Below are 19719 nucleotides of genomic sequence, written 5' to 3'. Positions count from 1 at the left end.
GAATGATACAGTCAGATTATAGCCACTTACCGCCAGATGCAAAAAAGATTCGAACTGTTCGCCTAAAAAAGCAACGCCCCAGCAATAGACTTAGCGCCAAAGCCTGTCTATAATGCGCGCTCTATCGCTGCACCCGTAGCTCAGCTGGATAGAGCGCTGCCCTCCGGAGGCAGAGGTCCCGCGTTCGAATCGCGGCGGGTGCACCATATAAATCAACCACTTACGCGAAAGCTGAGTGGTTTTTTTATGCCCGGTGACAAATCGGTGACACAATCGTGACAAACCCACATTTTCATTATTTATAAAACTGCGTTTTTTGACCTCTGTCCGAAATCCTGATTGTATTGCTAAGTAAAAATACACTTTAGTGAGCAATCAAAACGCATGCCTCCTCACTTCACCCAAGTTCGCTACCATAATTTGCTGCGCCTCCGGGCGCGCTTCTATTTTCGCTAAATCTAGGTTTAACGCCTGCACGGCATAAGGCACTAGCGCCGAGCGCACTGAGAACACCCGCTTGCCGTGTTGCATATTGTAATCTTCGGCAATAATGGCTTTTTGATAGTCTGTTAAGCGGGAATCAGGCACCAGCACGATATCAATAGTGGTATTCCAACGTTCATCCTGCTCTTTGGTCATCTTGGTATCGCCTTCTATACCATTGATGCTGCGAAAACGGCTAAGCACAAAATCCCGAAAATCGCGGTTCTTCTCGCATAAAAAGTACCACCCGTTTGCAAGTGCTTGTTACCATTTGTTGCAAATTCACTGCACCAGCACTTTCACTAAAAGTACCACTTATTCGGATAGCAGCTTTGTGCAAATAGCGGAAATTACCGTTTTCCTGAGTTGAACGACTGTTTTCGAATGCAGAGCAAACCGAGCGCAGATATTGGTTTAATTATAAATACGTTGCCAAAATTAGTTTACCATTACATTATATTATGAACAGACTGTTTTTTAGTCAGTTAAGCCACTCTTTTAAACTTTGGGTACATGTGTTTGGGGTATTTACGTTTTCTTTATAAAACCTAATCGCTTGAATGCTCGTTGACAAAACAAAATCGGTTTCACCATAAGGTGGTGTTATGTTATTTTTCCAAAATAAAAGTATTGATGTTGCTGTTTTTGAAAAAGAAAAGCAGAAGTGCGTTGATTTATCATACAGCCTTGAGGCGATTAAACAGAATACGGCCTTTATCGCCTTTACCCCCTCTGGAAAAATTATCGAAGTCAGTGAAATGTTTGCGCATATCGTTGGTTACAATGCAGATGAATTGATAGGTAAAGAACACCGCTTATTGTGTTCAGATGAATTTTCCAACTCATCTGCTTATGCTTCTTTTTGGCGAGAGTTAAGTAATGGGAATCAACATAACGGCACTTTCACTCGTTTTGGAAAGTCAGGCCGAATGATCATGCTCGAAGCGACCTACTTACCGGTCAAGGATGCCGCTGGAAAAGTCATTCGCATTATTAAAATCGCCAACGATATTACCGAAAAGCAATTTGATCTACTCGATAAAATCGCAATTATAGAAGCCTTACATCGTTCACTGTCGGTTATCGAATTTAACCCTGATGGTGTCGTGCAATCTGCCAACCAAAACTTTTTAGATACCATGAGTTACCAAGAGTCGCAGCTAATAGGCAAACACCATTCAATATTTTGCTTTGAAAGCTTCTATCGGGACAATGCGGATTTTTGGAAAAAGCTCAAAAATGGCATGGTGTATTCAGGCCGCTTTGAGCGTAAAAACTCAAAAGGCGAACATATTTGGCTTGAGGCAACTTATAACCCAATTAAAGACCAAACGGGCAAAGTCTACAAAGTAATTAAATTTGCTTCAGACATCACTGCGCGGGTGTTAGCGGCAAATCAAGCGGTTGATATTGCTGCGGCAACGTCTGAACAAACTTCACAAATTACACAAAATGCCAGCAAAGTGCTTGAAGACGCGGTTCGCACCTCAGAAACAATTGCTGTGCAAGTTAAAAAAGCCAGCGATATTGGTTCACAGCTTAGCCATGAATCAAAAAGCATTGCTGATATTGTCAACACTATTCGTGGCATTGCTGATCAGACTAACCTACTGGCGTTAAACGCAGCAATCGAGGCTGCAAGGGCTGGGGAATCAGGCAGAGGCTTTGCGGTTGTTGCAGATGAAGTTCGTAAACTCGCCGGCAGAACCGCAGAAGCAACCAGCGAAATTTCATCAGTGGTAAAAACGAACTCAGATTTAATCAGTCAAATTGATTCGCAATTAACTGGGATCAGTAGTATTAGCTCTGATGGTCAAGAGCGTATCATGGAAGTGTCACTTGGTATCGCCGATGTTGCACAAGGTGTTGCTAATTTTGTGGATGTGGTGCAAAGACTAAAACCGTAAGTTAACATCGAAATAGGCCAGTTTTTTGAATGTATGTCACTCGATCCTCGCAGTTTGCCTATGACAGTGCGGGGATTATTTATTCGTTTTAAACCACTTTTGTGTTTATGTGCTAATGTGGTACTTTATTTTTAAAATTTCATTAGGTTCAAAAGTTAAAACTCACTGTAGAGCAAATTGGTAGCTCTGTTCGCGGCGTTTCAGAACAAACCTCCCGAATTGCTAGTGCTGCGCAAATGATTGAACAGATTGTCGAGCAAACCAATTTACTTGCGCTTAATGCTGCTATTGAAGCCGCACGAGCGGGCGAGCAAGGGCGTGGCTTTGCGGTAGTTGCTGATGAAGTCAGAAATCTCGCTAGACGCACTCAAGAATCTACAAAAGAAATCTACTGTATAGTTAACGAGTTAATTAATCGAGCAGGTGATGCCGTAAAAGTCGCTGATGCAGGGGCTATTGATGCCGAAGAGGGGCTTTCTAATGTTATTGAAAGTGGCAGAATGTTAAGCGGCATTTCAGAATCGATTGGCCAAATCGCCTCCATGTCTACTCAGATGGCTGCGGCAGTAGAAGAGCAAGCTCATGTTGCTGAGGATATTAATCGTCAAATTGTTAACATTTCCACCCTTGCCGATTTGAGTAATGACAGTTCGATGCAACTTTCTGAAACCATTATTTATTTGAATAAAATAGCTGATGAGCTTCATGAGCTTGTAGTGCGGTTTAAGCGTTAGCCTCTCAAACGCAGAAGCCTTATATAAACAAAAGATTATTGTAGTGCAATTGATAGCTCTCAATTGATAAGTAAATTGTTGGAGACACTTTTGAACGCACCTGAGTTCCCTATTGATGAAGCTACTCGTCTACTTGCGTTACAGCAGATAAATTTACTAGATACTCCCGCTGAGAAGCGATTTGATCGCATTACCAGATTGGCTGCGTCCGTATTTGAGGTGCCAATATGTCTCATATCTTTGGTTGATAGTGATAGGCAGTGGTTTAAATCAAAGGTTGGGCTTGATGTTTGCGAAACAAATCGTGATATCTCGTTTTGTGGGCATGCCATATTACATGATGATATTTTTATCGTTTCAGATGCAACAAAAGATGAACGCTTTGCGTCGAATCCTTTAGTGACCCAAGCTCCACATATTCGTTTTTATGCCGGTGCTCCCTTAAGAGAGTCTAGCGGGCAACCTATCGGCACCCTATGTCTTATTGACTCAGCTGCCAGAGACTTTTCAGTAAAAGAGCAGAATGAGCTACGCGAATTTGCTGACATGGTAGAGTATGAAATCGCCAAAGTAGATCAAGATCGACTTCAAGAGCAATTCTTTAAAGGCATGGCAAGAAAAGCCTCAATATTGGCAACACTGCCTGATATGGTATTTGTCATTGATCGAAACTGTCGTTTTTTGGTTTGTAAAGAGCATCCTGACTTACCTAAACCTAAACAAGAAATTTTGGGACATACCGTTCTCGAGGTGTTACCCAATGAGCTAGGTCAACAACTCGTAGAATGCCTCAAGCAAGCCTTTTGTAACAACAATGTGATTCATCATAACTACACGTTTGAAAAGTCAAATCAATCGTTCGAAGCCCGATACAAAAAGATTGATGATAATGAAGTATTAGTGGTCATTCGTAATACCACGGCACAAGTTGAAGCACAGTCAGAAATAAGACGCCTCTCTGAAGTTGCAAGGCAGACTACCAATGGCGTGGTAATAACAGATGTAAAAGGTCGAGTTGTATGGATTAATGAGGCCTTCTCCTCTCTTACAGGGTATAGCATTGAAGAAATGCAGGGTAAAAAACCAGGGGAGTTATTACAAGGGCTAGATACTGCCCCCGCCACTATTGCAATAATGAGAGATGCTCTTGCCCAACAGGACGGCTTTAATGTTGATATTGTAAATTATTCAAAAGCACAAAACGCCTACTGGGTTAGGATAGCTTGTAACCCATTATTTAGTAAAAGTGGTAGTTTGAGCGGCTATATTGCAATTCAAACAAATATTACAAAAGAGAAGCAGGATGAAGAACTGATTCGAAACAGTGATAATTTACTTAAGGCCGTAATAGACGCTAACAATATAGGCACATGGCATTTTAATATTCAAACGGGTGAGTTGATTATCAATGATAAATGGGCCGCACTACTGGGTTACACACTTTCTGAGTTATTACCAATAAACAGAGTCACGTGGGAGAGGTTAACGCATCCTGACGACCTAGCTTATTGTGTAACTGTTCTTGAAAAGCACGTGGCAGGTATGATTCCTATATATGAAGCCAATATTCGTATGAAACACAAAAAAGGTCAATGGATATGGATAAATACCAGAGGGCGTGTTTCTTCAAGGACATATGATGGCAAAGCGCTATGGTTATTGGGTACGCATTTTGATATTAATGACCAAATAATTGCAGAAAGAGCGCTTAGTGATAAGTCACGGCAGATGGAGGCCGTTGTAGAAGGCTTACTTGATGGCATTATTACTATTGATTGTCGTGGTAAAATTCTGACATTTAACCACGCGGCACAGGAAATCTTCGGCTATACGGAATATGAAACGCTTGGAAAAAATATCAGCATGCTTATGGCGTCGCCTCATCGGGAGCATCATGATAGTTACTTATCAAATTACATTGAACGTGGCATAAGCAACATTACCGGACGTATTCGCGAGCTTGAGGCCTTGCATAAAGATGGTTCTATGTTTCCCATTGAACTTGGAGTTGTTGAAGTTCAAATGGCTGGAGAAGTAAACTTTATCGGTGTTGTCAGGGATATCACTGAGCGTAAACAACGTGAACATGAAATTCACCAGCTAGCATTTTATGATCCACTGACATTCTTGCCTAATCGACGTCTGTTGTTGGACAGATTGGCGGGAGCTATAAACCATAGCGCTCGTACAAATAATTTCTCGGCGTTACTATTTCTTGATTTGGATAACTTTAAAGACCTCAACGATAGTGCTGGTCATAATAAAGGTGACTTACTGTTGTGTCTGGTAGCTGAGCGTCTTGTCAATTCAGTTACACAAGGTGATACAGTAGCGCGTTTAGGCGGCGATGAGTTTGTTATCATTGCATCAGATTTAAGTCATGATCCAACATTAGCAGCGAACCAGGCTGAAGGACTTGCGCAAAAAATCATGGATAATTTAGCGAAGGAATATAATCTTGACGGTCTGACTTACAATAGTTCTGCTAGCATTGGTGTGACACTTTTTAATAATGGGAACCTTCCAAAAGAAGATTTGTTAAAGCAAGCTGATATGGCTATGTACAAGGCTAAATATGCTGGCCGAAATGGTGTGCAGTTTTTTGACCCACAAATGCAAGTCGCAGTAAGCTCAAGAGCAACAATTATTAGCGACTTATACGCTGCAATCCTAGGCCAGCAATTTGTTCTTTTCTATCAAAAACAGGTCGATCATCTGGAGCAGTGTATTGGTGTTGAGGTGTTGTTGCGTTGGATACACCCAGAAAAAGGAATGGTGTCACCATTGCAATTTATCCCCTTAGCGGAGGAAACCGGTCTTATTGTGCCCATTGGCGAGTGGGTGCTACAAGAAGCTTGCGCTACTCTGGCAAAATGGTCTTTAGAATCGGAAAAACAACATCTTAGCATTGCGGTTAATATAAGTGTAGTTCAATTTAGCAAAGATAATTTTGTTCAGAGTGTTTTCAATGCATTAGAAATCTCAGGTGCAAATCCACAGTTACTTAAGTTGGAAATTACGGAAACGCTGCTCGCAAATAATATCCCCGATGTTAAAGCTAAGATGCAAGAGTTGCAGCAACACGGCGTGGCTTTCTCAATCGATGATTTTGGTACAGGTTATTCATCCTTATCTTACTTAAAGCAATTGCCAATAAATCAGTTAAAAATTGACCAAGGATTTGTACGAGATATTATCAATAGCAGTAATGACAGAGCCATCGCTCAAGCAGTTATAACGTTAGCCGATTCCATGGAGCTACAAGTCATAGCTGAGGGCGTTGAAACAGAAGCGCAGCGCGCGTTATTACAGAGTATGGGGTGTAACACCTATCAAGGCTATTTGTTCGGGAAACCTTGTCGGATAGAAGAGCTGCATTTTTAACATCTAAACATCTACTTTTAGGAGTAAGCCGATATTCATTCGTGATGCTTTAAAGGAAAAATCTTAATCCAGCTTAAACCACTCAGGTCTAAGTCGCTGATAAAAGTTCGGGGGTAATTTCCATGACAGAAAATGTATTTCGGCCGTGTTGTTTGCTTTTATAAAGCTGCTGGTCTGCCAGTTCTAGAATATTGCTATCATAGCCTTTGGCTTTATCGGCGACGGCAATGCCAATGCTTATACTCAATTTGGTGGTTGGGGTCTGGGGGTTTGCGATATCCAGTTCCAACACATTATTCAGCATCTTTTTTGCCACGGTTACTGCACCATTGATATCGGTATCGGCGAGCAACACTACAAATTCTTCCCCTCCATAGCGGGCGACCACGTCAACAGGTCGAGAAATACTATGCTTTAGGGTATTGGCGACTTTACGTAAAGCATCATCTCCCGCTAAATGGCCAAACGTATCGTTATATTTCTTAAAGTAGTCAATATCCACCATCATTACTGCAAGAGGGTTTAAATTACGTCTGTGTTGGGCAAGTTGGATTGATAAAACGTTATCAAAATAGCGACGATTATAAATACCGGTTAATCCATCCAGATATGCTTGAGATCGCAGTTCATCAGATTGTCTTTTTAGTGTTAGATGCACTTTTACACGGTTGCGTAAGGTATTGGCATTAAAAGGCTTTTGAATAAAATCGACGCCACCGGCATCCCAGCAGGCATCTTCATCCGTTTGATGATGCAAACCAGTGACGAATATAACCGGAATCTCTGCCAGTTGTTTATCGGCTTTTAATTGCCTGCATGTTTCCAATCCATCCTGCTCAGGCATGACTACATCTAACAAAACGAGATCAGGCAGACTGTCGTGACAAACTTTGATTGCCTGTTGGCCGCTTGTGGCCATCAGAACGTTGTATTCGTTGCCTAAAACCTGATAGACAATCTGAATATTAATAGGTTGATCATCGACAACCAAAATGGTTGCGGGTGATTGGTTGATAGCCACATTTGGTAAAGTGTCAGCTGACATAGAAACTACTCTCGGAATTTATTTATTATTTTATCAACTATCACAACTGCTTTCTCGAAAGCCAAATTGACTATAGCTTGTTCGAGTTCTTCATTTAGTTCAGGTGTTTGAGCTTGAAGTGACGGCGCTAATTGCTGATAAAGTGGTAACGCTGTCATGTTAGCATGATTGAGATGTTGCTTTAGCGTCATTAACTGATGGGCCTGTGCCGGCGAGCTAACAGGGGCTTTTTCGGTGACTATTTGCTGTTCGCCTTGTAATACATTCAGCAAGTCTGTTGCAGTGTTATAAGCTAAATTCAGCTTATCCAGAACCTGGTTATCCGCCTGATAAGCATCATCACTGTGCTCACGCAGACCATCCTCTAAACGGGTGGCAAGCGTTGCTAGATTGCTGAAGCCAAGTGTGCCTGCGGCACCTTTTAAGCTATGAAATAACAATCGTGCATTACTACGGGTAAGTGTTTTATCCTCCAGTTGTTGTAATGCTTGCCTAAGATCCAGCTTAAATTGCTTTAATACATTGATATAAATCGTCAGAGAATAACCCAGGCGTTGGACAGCAGCTTCGAGCTCAATATGATGCTGTTGGCAGAACGCTAACGCTGCCTCATCAAAATTTAGATTTAATTTATTAACTTGTTTGACCTGAGGTGTTTTCCCTGCTTTATGATGATTGAGGATCTTGGTCGTCAAATCACTAAGATCAAAGGGTTTTGCGATGTGATCTTGCATACCTGCGGCCAAGCAAGCGGTTATGTCATCAGACATGGCGTGCGCTGTCATAGCAATAATCGGCAAGAGCTGATGTTTAGGTAGCTTCCTTATCTCACGTGTGGTTTGATAGCCATCCATTCCCGGCATTTGTATGTCCATCAGTACCATATCAAAGCGCTCTGCATTACTTTCCAGCATTTTTAAAGCTTCCTCGCCGCTGCTCGCAATTTTGATGGTTGCCCCTTGTTGCTCCAATAACTCACTGGCAACCAGCTGGTTGGTCAAATTATCTTCTACCAGTAGTAATGATATTCCCTGCAATGGTTGCTCGTGCGGGGAAGGATAGTTCGGGAGCGGCAGGTCGGGCTCTTCATAAATAACACTCTCAACTGCTTGCAACATCATATTTTTCGTAACAGGTTTAATTAAAAATCCATCCAGATAACGCTCATAATCCTTATTGTACTCATTGAGTAGCTCCTTTCCATGGGCAGTAATCATTACAATGAGTGAAACATCGCTACTATGCGATTCCCGTAGTTCGCGGGCAAAGGTTAAGCCATCTATACCCGGCATACGCCAGTCTACGAAAACGACATCATAGCGAGTATTATCGCGATGGGCTTGTGTGACAAATAGTGACGCCTCTTGCGCATCGGACGCAATCTCTGCCTGCCATCCCAATGAGACCGCAATATCCTGTAAAATTATTCGCGCACTGTCGTTGTCATCGACAATCAACACTCTTAACTTTTCATTACTACGAGTAAACGTTTGCGAGTTTTGTATCGCCTTCTCCTCCGCTTTGCGCACGACGACGTTAAAGTTAAAGGTACTTCCACGACCAAATTCACTCACTACGCTGATTTCGCCGCCCATCAAATTCACCAGGCGCTTACTGATGGCTAAACCTAAACCTGTCCCGCCATAGCGACGACTTATGGAGGAATCTGCTTGTTGAAAACCAGAAAAAAGAGTGTTTTGTTGCTCCAGCGTCATACCGATCCCAGTATCTTTAACACTGAAAGACAAGTTAATCTCGCCCTCTGGCAGTGCTTGAGACCTAATTGAGATGAGTATTTCACCCTTCTCAGTAAATTTTATGGCATTACCTACCAGATTGATCAGGGCTTGTTTAATACGGAAGCTATCACCTAACAAATGCTCAGGCACATCCAGAGCGACATCGTAAAGCACTTCTAAGCCTTTTTGCTCTGCACCAGATGAAAAAACAAGGCCGATATCCTGAAGTAAATCCGTCAAACTAAATGGATGTAGGTCGAGTTCCAATTTACCGGCTTCAATTTTTGAGAAATCCAAAATATCATTTAGCAAGGTAAGCAAAGACTTCGCTGCACTATGTGCTTTTTCTATGTAGTCGGCCTGGCGTTTATCCAGTGTGCTTTTGGCTACCAATTGTAATAATCCCAGAACCCCATTCATCGGCGTGCGGATCTCGTGGCTCATATTTGCCAAAAACTCTGATTTTGCTTTATTAGCAGACTCAGCTTTTTCTTTTGCTTCTGCCAGTTCCGCTTCATATTTGAGCTGTGTAGTTAAATCAAACGCGATACCAAGAAAGCCTGCTAGCTGACCTTGCTCATCTTTTAGTGCACTGAGATTTAGTTTTACTTGCACCTGTTCACCGGTTTTTGTCAGGTAGGTCCAGCGCACATTATCCGTTTGCCCCAGACGCGCTTTCGCTACAAGGGTTTCAAAACCGACCGCGATGTTGCTACCGAGCTCAGTGGTCAACTTAGCTGCATGGCGCTCCACTTCGGCTGATAGATGAAAAATAGACGGGGTTTGTTGGAAAAGGACCTCCTCTGCGCGATAGCCTAAGAGTTTTTCTGCTGCTGGGTTAAATGCCGTGATAATGCCTTTTTCATCGGTAGCGATAATGGCATAGCCCGCGCTGCTAAGAATACTGCGCTGTAAGATGTTAACAAGTGATATCTCCGCCGTTCGCAGTGCGACCTGCTGTTCAAGCTCAGCATTCGCTTTTAGCAGAGTTTGCTCTGCAATGCTTGCCAGTTCCTGCTTGTGAAGGATTAATTGACTCCTGCGAATTAGCATGAGTTGCAGCAAATACACGCCAAGGGCCAGGATGGTACTGACTGCCATTACTTCAAAAAATAAGCTGCTGCCAGAGCGCAGTTGCAGTTCATTAATAAAGCGATTGGTTGGCGTAAGCGAAAGCTGCCATTGTCTACCAAATATAGAAAGCGGTAATTTATGTTGTAATGTTGCGTCGTAGGTGTCTTGCACTTCTTGGCTGAAGAACGCGATTGGCGTTTGTTCGGTAATGTCACTGATTTGCAGAAAGACATCGTTTTCCAGACCTGCAACTGAATTAAGTACTTCGTTAATAAGTATTGGTGCGTAACTCCAGCCAAATAAATGATCAAGCCGTTGCTGACGGCCTTCTGGCACGATGACCGTTTTGTATACCGGCATTAATATTAAAAAACCTTGCTGGGTTTGTTCATTTGCTTGTACCAGCGTAATTGGCGCCGTGAGCCTGACATCATTATTTATCGCCGCATCTAATGCCGCTTTGCGGCGCATTGCTTCGGAGCCAATATCAAGCCCCACGGCCTCACGGTTGTCCTGCTCAGGTTCAATATAGGTAATGACAAAAAGGCTATCTTGGTGCGGCGTTAGCTGTCTGAGTTGGAAGTTGTAATCTGGCCGCTCTCCAGCCATTCTGTTTAAAAATGCTGCAGTCTGGTTTGGTTCAACCTTGATGATTAAACCAAAACCACGAGCGCCAGGAAACTCACTTTTATAGTCTCGCACTTGTGTATAGGTTTGCATATCATGATAATTAAAACTCTCTGGCGTGCGTGACATCACAGCACCACGAGTGCCACGTAAACCGTACTGATATAGCGTGACTTTTTCCCGAACCCCTTCTGCAATCAGATCTAATCTGGCAGTAACCGCATCACTAATTTGCTGTGCTTGGGCTTGTTGTTGCTGTTCTACCATTGATGTTGCCACAAAGTAGCCAATAACTAATAGCCCTAACGGTAGCCATAATGACATTAACCAACTGCGTAATGAAAACTTGGGAACTGAGATAAGTGACGTCATTTAATGCTCAGGAGGCTCCGATTGATATCAAAAGGGTAGAACCGATAATTTAGATAGAAAGCCAAAATCAAATTCAGAACAACCCCGCAACTGATTTAACTGTTGGATCCGCTCATCACGAAACTGTCGCACCAGCACGCCTGTTCTGAACTAAGTCGAGCCAACCAGTAAATTAGATACTTATTATAAATATCACTATAAGCTCAAAAAGCAAAACGTTCAATTTGCATTGAGCTTATGTTGATATGAATAGTCATATTTAATCAACAGGGCTAAAATGAATTAGCATCCTCTAATTCATTTAATTACACTTAATTGGGTGGCCTACAGAAATCAATAGAAGCGGTCGTATTGAAGATGATTGTTGCGTAGGCGGTTAATTCGTCTTACTGGGAGCGCTCCGAGTGACAATCAACTCGACAAATGGATGGCAGACACTTTCTTCAGAATAAGCATGCCATTTTGTGTTTAAAGTCCGACCAACTTCGGGCGTTGATGTCCGCTATATCAAGCAAAGCATACTTTCACATGAGCACTATGATGCGGTGATAACTATTTGCTATTCGCTCAAAGCAATCTTAGAAATTAACAAATGCTTGTTGCAATCGATGGTTCTTGATTGTGAAAGTTATGGCCCACAGAAATTGCATTCCTTGGTCCATTTAAGTTGAAGCAGGTGGTAATTTAGGGTGATCTTTTTCATGAGGTGAATAAAAGTCGTAAGGGTATCTGTATCAGCTAGATAAATTGTAAGCGTAACGCCAACCACACATTCCTATCCTAACTGATCAACATTACCCTGTCTGCCTCTTTAAATTATCAGGGTAATCATCATGAAACGCACTAAAGAACAATGGCTGGCCTTATTCGCCGAGCAAGCCCAAAGTGGCCTAACCCAAACGGCATTTGCTAAACGACAAGGGATTATTCCGACCTACTTCAATCTGCGTAAACGCCAGTTGTTGGCTCATCAGAATGATGACACCGGTTTCATTGAATTAGCACCACAAAGCTCGCCACTGGCCCGGCATATCCTGCTACGCAAGCGTGATATGGAATTGCAACTTCCAGCAGGGACGGATGCACTCTGGTTAGCCGTCTTGCTCAGAGCGCTCTGATGATGAAAATGTTCCTCGATGTGCTTAAGGTCTATTTGCATAAACAGCCGGTCGATTTTCGCAAATCCATTAATGGCTTATCGTTGCTGGTCGAGCAAGAGATGCAGCTCTCGCCATTTAGCGGCGCGTTGTTTGTGTTCTGCAATCGGCAGCGTACTCGGTTAAAAGTGCTGTACTGGGATAGCACTGGGTTTTGTCTGTGGTACAAGAGACTTGAAAAAGACACATTCCGCTGGCCAAGGCAGATGCCAGGTAAAGTGTTGTCGATTAGCGAGCAGCAATGGCATTGGCTGTTGCAAGGTGTCGATATTCAAAAAATCACCGCGCACCAGCCGCTGCATTACCAGAGTGTGGGTTGATATGCCGATCGGCTATAAATCCTGTAGATCGCATCCAAAACAATCTAAATCTTACCAAGCACTTAGCCAAATTGGCCGTTACAATAGCGGCCATGAAAAAGATACCAGACACCCTACCTGATGACGTTGAACTGCTTAAGAAAATGCTGCTTGAGCAGACAGCGCTACTTGCCAAGCATGAGCAAAAGCTTGAGCGCAAACTGGCGCAAAAAGACAAACGCATCGCTAAACTAGAGCGGGTTAACCAGCAGCTGTCGGATAAGCTGCAGCAATTGCTGGAGCGCTATAACCTGAAGAAGTACCAGAAATTTAGCCCCAGCAGCGAGACCTACGAAGGTGAAGGCGAAGTCTTAAATGAGGCCGAGCAGCTTATTGAAGAGCAGTCAGTAGCGACAGAGCCAGATACTCAGACGACCGAGAGCGCTGAGAAAGCCGCCAAGCCACGCCGCCCACGCATTGCGCCTGAGCTGCCGCGCGTTGATGTTATCCATGACATTGACGATAAAACCTGTGCCTGCTGCGGCCATGCCCTGCATCAAATGGGTGAAGAAGTCAGTGAGCAAATTGAGTTCGTGCCCGCGCAAATCCGTGTGCTGAGAAATGTCCGGTTGAAATACAGCTGCCGGCAGTGTGAAACCAATGGCACTAAGGTCGACATTAAGATTGCCGATGTACCGCCTGCGGTTATCCCTAAGAGCATGGCCACGCCAAGTTTACTGGCGCAAATCATCAGCAGCAAAATGCACTATGGGATGCCACTTTACCGACAAGAAAAACTGTTTAATGAAGCCGGCATTGAGCTTAGTCGTCAAACGATGAGTCGTTGGCTGATAACCTGTGCAGATAAACTTAAACCGCTACTGGCGTTAATGAAAGCTGAGCTGCTTAAACAGCCGGTGCTGTGGGCAGATGAAACCACCGTCAATGTGCTGGATGTTGAGAAAAGCACCTGTTACATGTGGGTATATGGCTGTGGCTTAGAAAAAAGTACCGGCCCCAAACTGGTGCTGTTTGATTATCAGGATAGTCGCAGCAGTAAACATCCCTGTGACTTCTTATCCGGCTTTAACGGTTATCTGCAGGTAGATGGTTATGCCGGATATGAGAAAACCGACGCAACCTTAGTCGGTTGCTGGGCGCATGCCCGACGCAAGTTCGTCGAAGCCCAAAAAGCGCAGGGCAAAGGCAAAACGGGTAAAGCGGATGTGGCCCTTAACCACATCCAGAAACTCTATGCACTGGAGAGTAAATTAAAAACCGTACCGCCTGACAAGAAGTATGACGCCAGACAAGCACTAGCTAAACCACTGCTAGAACAATTTAAAAGCTGGCTGGATAAATCAAGCGAGAGTGTCACGAAAGAAAGTTTACTGGGAGTCGCTATCACGTATAGCCTGAATCAGTGGCCCAAACTAATCCGCTATCTGGACGATGGCCGATTAAATATCGACAACAACCGTGCTGAGCGCGCCGTCAAACCGTTCGTGATTGGACGCAAGGCGTGGTTGTTTGCCAATACTGAAACGGGCGCAGAAGCCAGTGCTGCAATGTATAGCCTAGTCGAAACGGCCAAAATCAATGGTCTGGAACCGTATGATTACTTATGCCGCTTGCTGACAGAGCTGCCCAAAGCCAATACCCACGAGCAACTGCAAGAACTCCTGCCTTATTGATCAGCAGCCACACCGCAAGGTGTGGTTGTTGTTACGCTTACCTTCAAGCTCTGCCTTTTTATCAGCATCATCGAGCTTATCCAGATATAAGCTGATGCTTTGCTCAATTCTTTCGATGTGACCTTTAACCCTGCTCGGAGTGTAGTTATTCGATTTGCTATTTACCGCTTTAAATTTACTACCGTCAATGGCAACAATCACATCAGTGAACATTTGCATTTGCTTGCATAGGTCAATGAAAGCACGGCAAGCATTCTTAATACCTTTACCATTATTTTTTCTGAAATCAGCGATGGTTTTAAAGTCAGGGGTTAATCGCTCAAGCAGCCACATCAATTCAACATTTCGATGCGCTTCTTTTTCTCATCTGCGGGAAGATTGGATACGATTCAGGTATCCATAAATGTATAGTTTCAGCATGGTGGCCGGGTGATAGTTACTTTTAACTACTAACCAACCGTCGACTGACTCTGAATATTATGAAAACAAGACAAAACAACTACTCTGGTGCGGTGGGACCTTTTAATTTTGTTCATCCAGCTGGTAAATCGCCAGTCCTTGCTGCATTATTGTCGAAGGCGTTGTTGCTGCTGTGTTAAAAAATCAGATGCGTCAGCTTCGCTTAAAACCATGTTGGATGTGCGATGGCGCATGGTTCTAATTGTCTGTCACTTGATGATGAAACCGCTTTTTTCAGAGAAAATTGAGTGATTTTCGACATTGTCTGATCTGGCTCATCGGATAACCTGTGATTTCACACTGTTGCAAGGAGCAGGGTGTGCCTATGAAGTGTCAAAATGTTTTACAGAATTGGAAGGTCTAAATAAAAAAAGCATTTTAAAACAGTGTGATATGTTTTGGCGTACATTTTGCTTGTTTGTAAGGTTATATTTGCTTTGAAAATGAGACAATAAATGAAAAATGCACTCTTAGGTTTATTTTGTTTTAGCTTCTCCTTTGTCACTCACGCTGCGTTGATTGATTTAAATTCCTGGTCTCAAGAGGGCAATGCCTCAAATGGTAATTGGGTTGTTGCAGCAGATGGAAAAACAGTACTTCAAACTATCAATGGTAATCCTACTTTTTTTGTAAGTAACGACTCATTTATTAACAATGTTTTCACGGGTTCATTTGGTGTAGAAACTACGTCCGATGATGATTTTATTGGCTTTGTTTTTGGTTATACAGGTTTAGACGATTTCTACTTGTTTGATTGGAAACAATCGGCGCAATTTGCTGGAGGTGGTAATGCTGAAAAAGGGTTTACACTATCTAAAATATCAGCAGGGGCAGATGTAACTGGCTTTCAAAGCCTCTGGGTACACACAGGCACAGGCGTTTCTGTTCTTGATACCGATTATGGTGTTTCGAGAGGTTGGCTCGATAATGTATTTTACGACTTTAGGCTGATCTATACTGCTACCAACATTGAAATTACTATTGACGGTGGCCAATTCGATAATGAGACTATTTTTTCTTTAAGTAATTTAAATAACTCGGCTGGTCGCTTTGGTTTTTATAACTTATCCCAGTCGTCAGTAAGATATAGTGGGTTTGAAGAAGAAATTTGTACTGTAAACTGTGGTGAAGTGGCCGTTTCAGAGCCTCAAACAGTGTTTATTTTCTGTCTTGGCCTGTTTGGCTTAGTAGCGCGTAATATTAAAAGAGCAAAGTCTTTGATTTCGTAAGCCAAAGTCAGGCGAGAGCGCTGGGAAAAAAGCGTGCATTAGTTGTTTCAGGCACAATGTCGCTGGCGTTAGACTTTTTCACGGCCGCATTACGCGAATTATATAACTGAAATTCGTGTAACTTTAGCTCTCTTGCTGTGGCTTCAACACCAATTTTATCAGCCAGTTTCAGGGCTTCAGCTTTAAATTCAGCGGTACGAATTTTATGTAACTTTTATGCTGACATGATTCACCTCGTGAAGCGATTGTTTTCACTTAGTGCGTTATCCAAAAGTGTTGGTACGGATCAGGGAATTATTGATCCATATATGGTCAATAGCTGCATAGTCCAGATGTTCTTCTTCATCATTGAGCATCTGGGTGTTGGACTACAACTTCTTTCAGTCGTGGCGATTGATGTACTGTCGCATCAAACCAAAAACGTCGCCTACCATTTGACATCGTTAGCGTATGAAGCTCAGCAAAGGCAGAAAGCCGCGGCTTTTAATGTTAGCGCCTGGCCTATAATAAACTTAGCTTGGCGCTTAAGGTTCGCATTCCATTAAATATTGGCTCAGATACATTAACAGGAAAGCCATCTGGCAACTCCTTCGATACCGTCTCTATGACTTGTGGTGTTAACTCCAAAACCTCAGTAAGAACAGCTAACACATTATGAGTTGGCATACCCAAATACTCACCAAAGTTGATCCATTGCCGGGCTATAATATTGAAGATATTTGCATGCCTATTTTTGGATACTACTGCCATAGCTAATTTCGCTTTTTGCTTTGGAATGCAATTAGCTTTTCGCCCTATAACTGGATGTGCAGAAAGAATGTCGTAGAGCGGGGTCATTGCATATTTGTTGCCAGGCAGAAGCTGTATGGAAAAGTTTTTAGCATGCCCATCCGTGGCAGCCAACACCCAGAAAACAACAAGTGTTTTGAAAAAAATCAATCCGTCTTCCTTATTGCTGCTGTGCTTAAGTATTTTCATTACATCCAGCGCTGAAGGGCCGCCATCTGCTTCATATTTGAATAGTGAATTCACACCCAGCGCTTGACACATATCCTCCTGAGGGATACGTATAATTAATCCGGCCTCTTCTGAAAATACCCTGTCAAATCTTTCAACAACGAGAGCCTTTTCACTTCCTTTCTTATCAGTGAATATCATCGGAGTGCAATTCGCTACAGGCAAACCGTAGTGATGCGCTATTCTTGCGCATATCCACTCATTCTCCACTGACGTAGACATGTCAGCCTTCATGTTGCCAACGAGCCCAAGAGGCAATTTTAGAATATGCGTGGTTGGAGTGGTTCCAACCGGCAAATACCAATGGCCATCATTAAACAAAAGAGCGTTCTTCTCTTGGGCACCAGCGATAGATAAACGCAATCCATCATCATTGATGCCGCTTCCCAAATTAATTGGGGTAGCGCTAACGGTATTTCGAAGCACCTCCGCAATATCAGATTCAGACAATTCCACACCTTCAAACCCATAGTTTAAGGTTGCGATTTCATTTTCCGGTATGATCTGAATGGCACCAACACAGTCACGCCCCACCGCCGACAATAGATCGGCTGCAGAGGCGCTCTCGGCTTTATATTTTGTGGCCAGTCTTCGCCTGATCGCTTCTGCGTCAGGAAGTAAATTATCAAAGTAGTTTTTTACTGGGGAACCTTTGTGAGGCGGATTGCCAGGAGCCATCGGCAACGATAATGATAGGTTTCGTGAATACGGGCTATCATACCATTCAGAAAAATACTGAAATGTATCACTTTCAGGCTTCCACACTCCAACCCTTTCACCATTCATCAGAATTGCTAGTGACTTTGATTTTTTTGCCATTACCAAGCAGCCTTTTTACCTGTGGGTTTCGCAATCATAACTATTTTTTTTTCGCTCTTTAGGGCGGCATGCTTTTCGTTTTCACTTACAAAATGCTGCGAAGGGATCTTAACAAAGGCTCCAGCATGCTTCGATATGTTAGTGCGCGAGCCATCTTCCTGCTCGGCATTTACTCTGACTATTAACTCTGCCTTAAGATGAGCCAAAACCTCAATGAGCCTTTCAACACTCATTTTTTCTGGGTTGTTCTCTAAGCTTTGATAGCTTTGCTGGGTAATACCCAAAAGCTTACCCACATCGGCCTGTGTAAGGGATGCTTTCCTGCGCAAGCCTTTAATGTATTGCTTAAGCTGTAGCGGGTTTTGTAGCGGAAAGTCCATAAAGCACCTTAAAAATAATGCAGAATATATTAACAGTCTATAACCTGTAATTTTATAATACAGATTGAAGCCTGTATTTTGTTAAAACAGCTTGCAGGCTGTAAATGAAAATACAGGTTAAGAGCTGTAAATCTTAATTACAGTATATAACCTGTAATTAAGAAGTACAGTCCAGAGTATGTATAATTGATAATTAAAACCAATATTAAAAACTGAAAGCTTGGGGGATTGGCATCTGACGCCTTAAAATCCAGTTCTCTTTGTGCTCTGAGGCTTACGATAAATTTTTTATGCTTCCAATTCTATTGCTGCTATGGAACCTCAAGCTTGCTTCTTTGTTCATATTTATTGTAAAAATGCCCAGTCTCTCTAAGGATTAGCTTTTGGGTTTTTAAAGCATTATCTGTTAAAGATGTTATTGGCAAAGCAACATTCGTTCTCTGTGGTATTTTGATTTTTGGCGAAACCATTAGACCTTGTTGCTATGCCGTTTGATTTTCGCTCAAAGAACAACAGCCTTTAGTTGTAAAATCATCGTGTTCGCAATTTGTCATATTGCTTGAATTCAGACCAAATATACTAAAGTGATTTATGCAAATCCTTTTAGGCCTATTGCAGTTGAACACTTTTTCAACTATTTTAGAATTCGATTGAGAATTGCTTTGGATTAGTATATGAAATGGTTGCGTATTTCGGTGATTCCGAACAGCGCTCCCGGAGTTATCCGATCACCTGTTAGCCGTTCTTTTTCATAACTGTAGTTTTACGCTAAGTGATCGGATTGGTCTAGTTTTCTCATCGACTCTCCTGTTAATTCTATTCGGTGACTGTTGTGTAATAGCCTATCTAATAGTGCATCAGCGATTGTCGGGCTTGGGATCAGTTTGTACCACTCACTGGTCGGTATTTGACTGGCGATAATGGTGCTTGATTGCTGGTAGCGTATTTCCATTACATCCAGCAAGTCGTTAGCCTGTCGCGCAGTTAATGCTTCCATGTCCCAATCGTCTAGAATGAGTAGTTTACGTTTAGCCAAGGTGCTCAGTTGTTGGCGGTATGAGCCGTCGGCGTGCCCGATATGTAGCTCATCTAACAGCTCACCGAGCCGGTAGTAACGTACGCTGTGATGCTGATCACACGCTTGTGTAGCCAGCGCGCAGGCCTTCGATTAGTAAATATAAACTGCACTCTAAAATTGAGCTAAGTGAAAATGTTTAATTTCATATGTTAATTGCATATAAAGTACCATCCATTTGCAAGTGCTTGTGACACGTGTAAAATGAATATTGATGCAGCAGAA

At 42.8% G+C, this 19719-nt stretch carries 12 protein-coding genes, 1 tRNA gene and 4 pseudogenes; 9 read left to right on the top strand and 8 right to left on the bottom strand.

All coding sequences use genetic code 11. From position 1 onward, the window contains the following. The first annotated feature begins 129 nt into the window (after positions 1-129). A tRNA-Arg gene (locus ACUJFL_RS17490) sits at positions 130-206 on the top strand. A gap of 169 nt (positions 207-375) precedes the next feature. Here ACUJFL_RS17490 and ACUJFL_RS17485 read toward each other — a convergent pair. Further along, positions 376-639, bottom strand: a complete 264-nt coding sequence (locus tag ACUJFL_RS17485; protein ID WP_445425674.1) for a hypothetical protein — start codon at positions 637-639, stop codon at positions 376-378. A gap of 449 nt (positions 640-1088) precedes the next feature. On the opposite strand from ACUJFL_RS17485, the pseudogene ACUJFL_RS17480 reads away from it, so the two are divergent. The 4 genes and pseudogenes from ACUJFL_RS17480 to ACUJFL_RS17465 form a co-directional block, all read left to right on the top strand. Next, positions 1089-1868, top strand: a pseudogene (locus tag ACUJFL_RS17480) (PAS domain-containing protein); the annotation flags it as partial. Further along, positions 1866-2390 carry a methyl-accepting chemotaxis protein gene (locus tag ACUJFL_RS17475; protein ID WP_445426806.1) on the top strand — a complete coding sequence of 175 codons (525 nt, stop codon included), beginning with the start codon at positions 1866-1868 and terminating at the stop codon, positions 2388-2390. The pseudogene ACUJFL_RS17480 and the gene ACUJFL_RS17475, both read left to right, overlap by 3 nt. A gap of 176 nt (positions 2391-2566) precedes the next feature. Continuing rightward, positions 2567-3124, top strand: a pseudogene (locus tag ACUJFL_RS17470) (methyl-accepting chemotaxis protein); the annotation flags it as partial. 90 nt (positions 3125-3214) lie between these two features. After that, positions 3215-6508, top strand: coding sequence for an EAL domain-containing protein (locus tag ACUJFL_RS17465; protein WP_445428132.1), 3294 nt, complete (start codon positions 3215-3217; stop codon positions 6506-6508). Between the two features lie 88 nt (positions 6509-6596). Here the strand turns inward: ACUJFL_RS17465 and ACUJFL_RS17460 are convergent, their stop codons facing one another. Continuing rightward, entirely contained in the window at positions 6597-7553 is a 957-nt protein-coding gene (locus ACUJFL_RS17460; RefSeq protein WP_445428131.1) for a diguanylate cyclase, read from the bottom strand. A 5-nt stretch (positions 7554-7558) separates the two neighbouring features. After that, the gene (locus ACUJFL_RS17455) at positions 7559-11122 is read right to left on the bottom strand and encodes a response regulator (protein WP_445429108.1); all 3564 of its coding nucleotides are present in this window, start codon (positions 11120-11122) and stop codon (positions 7559-7561) included. 1076 nt (positions 11123-12198) lie between these two features. On the opposite strand from ACUJFL_RS17455, the gene tnpA reads away from it, so the two are divergent. From tnpA to tnpC, 3 genes are all read left to right on the top strand, one after another. Continuing rightward, a complete protein-coding gene (tnpA, locus tag ACUJFL_RS17450; RefSeq protein ID WP_445428118.1) occupies positions 12199-12483 on the top strand; it encodes an IS66 family insertion sequence element accessory protein TnpA in 285 nt (94 codons plus the stop codon). Then, a complete protein-coding gene (gene tnpB / locus ACUJFL_RS17445; RefSeq protein ID WP_445428119.1) occupies positions 12483-12842 on the top strand; it encodes an IS66 family insertion sequence element accessory protein TnpB in 360 nt (119 codons plus the stop codon). The genes tnpA and tnpB overlap by 1 nt, the downstream gene beginning before the upstream one ends. A 92-nt stretch (positions 12843-12934) precedes the next feature. Then, the gene (gene tnpC, locus ACUJFL_RS17440; RefSeq protein WP_445428130.1) at positions 12935-14515 is read left to right on the top strand and encodes an IS66 family transposase; all 1581 of its coding nucleotides are present in this window, start codon (positions 12935-12937) and stop codon (positions 14513-14515) included. Positions 14516-14569: 54 nt separating this feature from the next. On the opposite strand, the pseudogene ACUJFL_RS17435 reads toward tnpC, so the two are convergent. Then, a pseudogene (locus ACUJFL_RS17435) lies at positions 14570-14950 on the bottom strand (transposase); the annotation flags it as partial. 479 nt (positions 14951-15429) lie between these two features. On the opposite strand from ACUJFL_RS17435, the gene ACUJFL_RS17430 reads away from it, so the two are divergent. After that, on the top strand, positions 15430-16203 hold the full coding sequence (locus tag ACUJFL_RS17430) for a hypothetical protein (protein ID WP_445425667.1): 774 nt from the start codon (positions 15430-15432) through the stop codon (positions 16201-16203). 61 nt (positions 16204-16264) lie between these two features. Here the strand turns inward: ACUJFL_RS17430 and ACUJFL_RS17425 are convergent. The 4 genes and pseudogenes from ACUJFL_RS17425 to ACUJFL_RS17410 form a co-directional block, all read right to left on the bottom strand. After that, a pseudogene (locus tag ACUJFL_RS17425) lies at positions 16265-16405 on the bottom strand (IS3 family transposase); the annotation flags it as partial. 299 nt (positions 16406-16704) lie between these two features. Continuing rightward, complete coding sequence (locus tag ACUJFL_RS17420) at positions 16705-18039, bottom strand: type II toxin-antitoxin system HipA family toxin (RefSeq protein WP_445425666.1); 1335 nt, start codon at positions 18037-18039, stop codon at positions 16705-16707. Further along, the gene (locus tag ACUJFL_RS17415) at positions 18039-18419 is read right to left on the bottom strand and encodes an XRE family transcriptional regulator (protein ID WP_445425665.1); all 381 of its coding nucleotides are present in this window, start codon (positions 18417-18419) and stop codon (positions 18039-18041) included. Before ACUJFL_RS17415 ends, ACUJFL_RS17420 begins: the two co-directional genes overlap by 1 nt. Positions 18420-19182: 763 nt before the next feature. Then, on the bottom strand, positions 19183-19572 hold the full coding sequence (locus ACUJFL_RS17410; RefSeq protein ID WP_445426804.1) for an ATP-binding protein: 390 nt from the start codon (positions 19570-19572) through the stop codon (positions 19183-19185). Positions 19573-19719: the final 147 nt, after the last annotated feature.

Source organism: Alishewanella sp. HL-SH05 (assembly GCF_052655985.1).
The sequence above is the reverse complement of the archived record's forward strand: the minus strand, read 5'-3'. Positions and strand labels throughout refer to the sequence as shown.

What these genes read in the sequence shown, in the direction of transcription:
- ACUJFL_RS17485 (WP_445425674.1), bottom strand. Translation starts at nt 639, where the DNA reads ATGACCAAAGAGCAGGATGAACGTTGGAATACCACTATTGATATCGTG.
- ACUJFL_RS17460 (WP_445428131.1), bottom strand. Translation starts at nt 7,553, where the DNA reads ATGTCAGCTGACACTTTACCAAATGTGGCTATCAACCAATCACCCGCA.
- ACUJFL_RS17455 (WP_445429108.1), bottom strand. Translation starts at nt 11,122, where the DNA reads ATGTCACGCACGCCAGAGAGTTTTAATTATCATGATATGCAAACCTAT.
- tnpA (WP_445428118.1), top strand. Translation starts at nt 12,199, where the DNA reads ATGAAACGCACTAAAGAACAATGGCTGGCCTTATTCGCCGAGCAAGCC.
- tnpB (WP_445428119.1), top strand. Translation starts at nt 12,483, where the DNA reads ATGATGAAAATGTTCCTCGATGTGCTTAAGGTCTATTTGCATAAACAG.
- tnpC (WP_445428130.1), top strand. Translation starts at nt 12,935, where the DNA reads ATGAAAAAGATACCAGACACCCTACCTGATGACGTTGAACTGCTTAAG.
- ACUJFL_RS17430 (WP_445425667.1), top strand. Translation starts at nt 15,430, where the DNA reads ATGAAAAATGCACTCTTAGGTTTATTTTGTTTTAGCTTCTCCTTTGTC.
- ACUJFL_RS17420 (WP_445425666.1), bottom strand. Translation starts at nt 18,039, where the DNA reads ATGGCAAAAAAATCAAAGTCACTAGCAATTCTGATGAATGGTGAAAGG.
- ACUJFL_RS17415 (WP_445425665.1), bottom strand. Translation starts at nt 18,419, where the DNA reads ATGGACTTTCCGCTACAAAACCCGCTACAGCTTAAGCAATACATTAAA.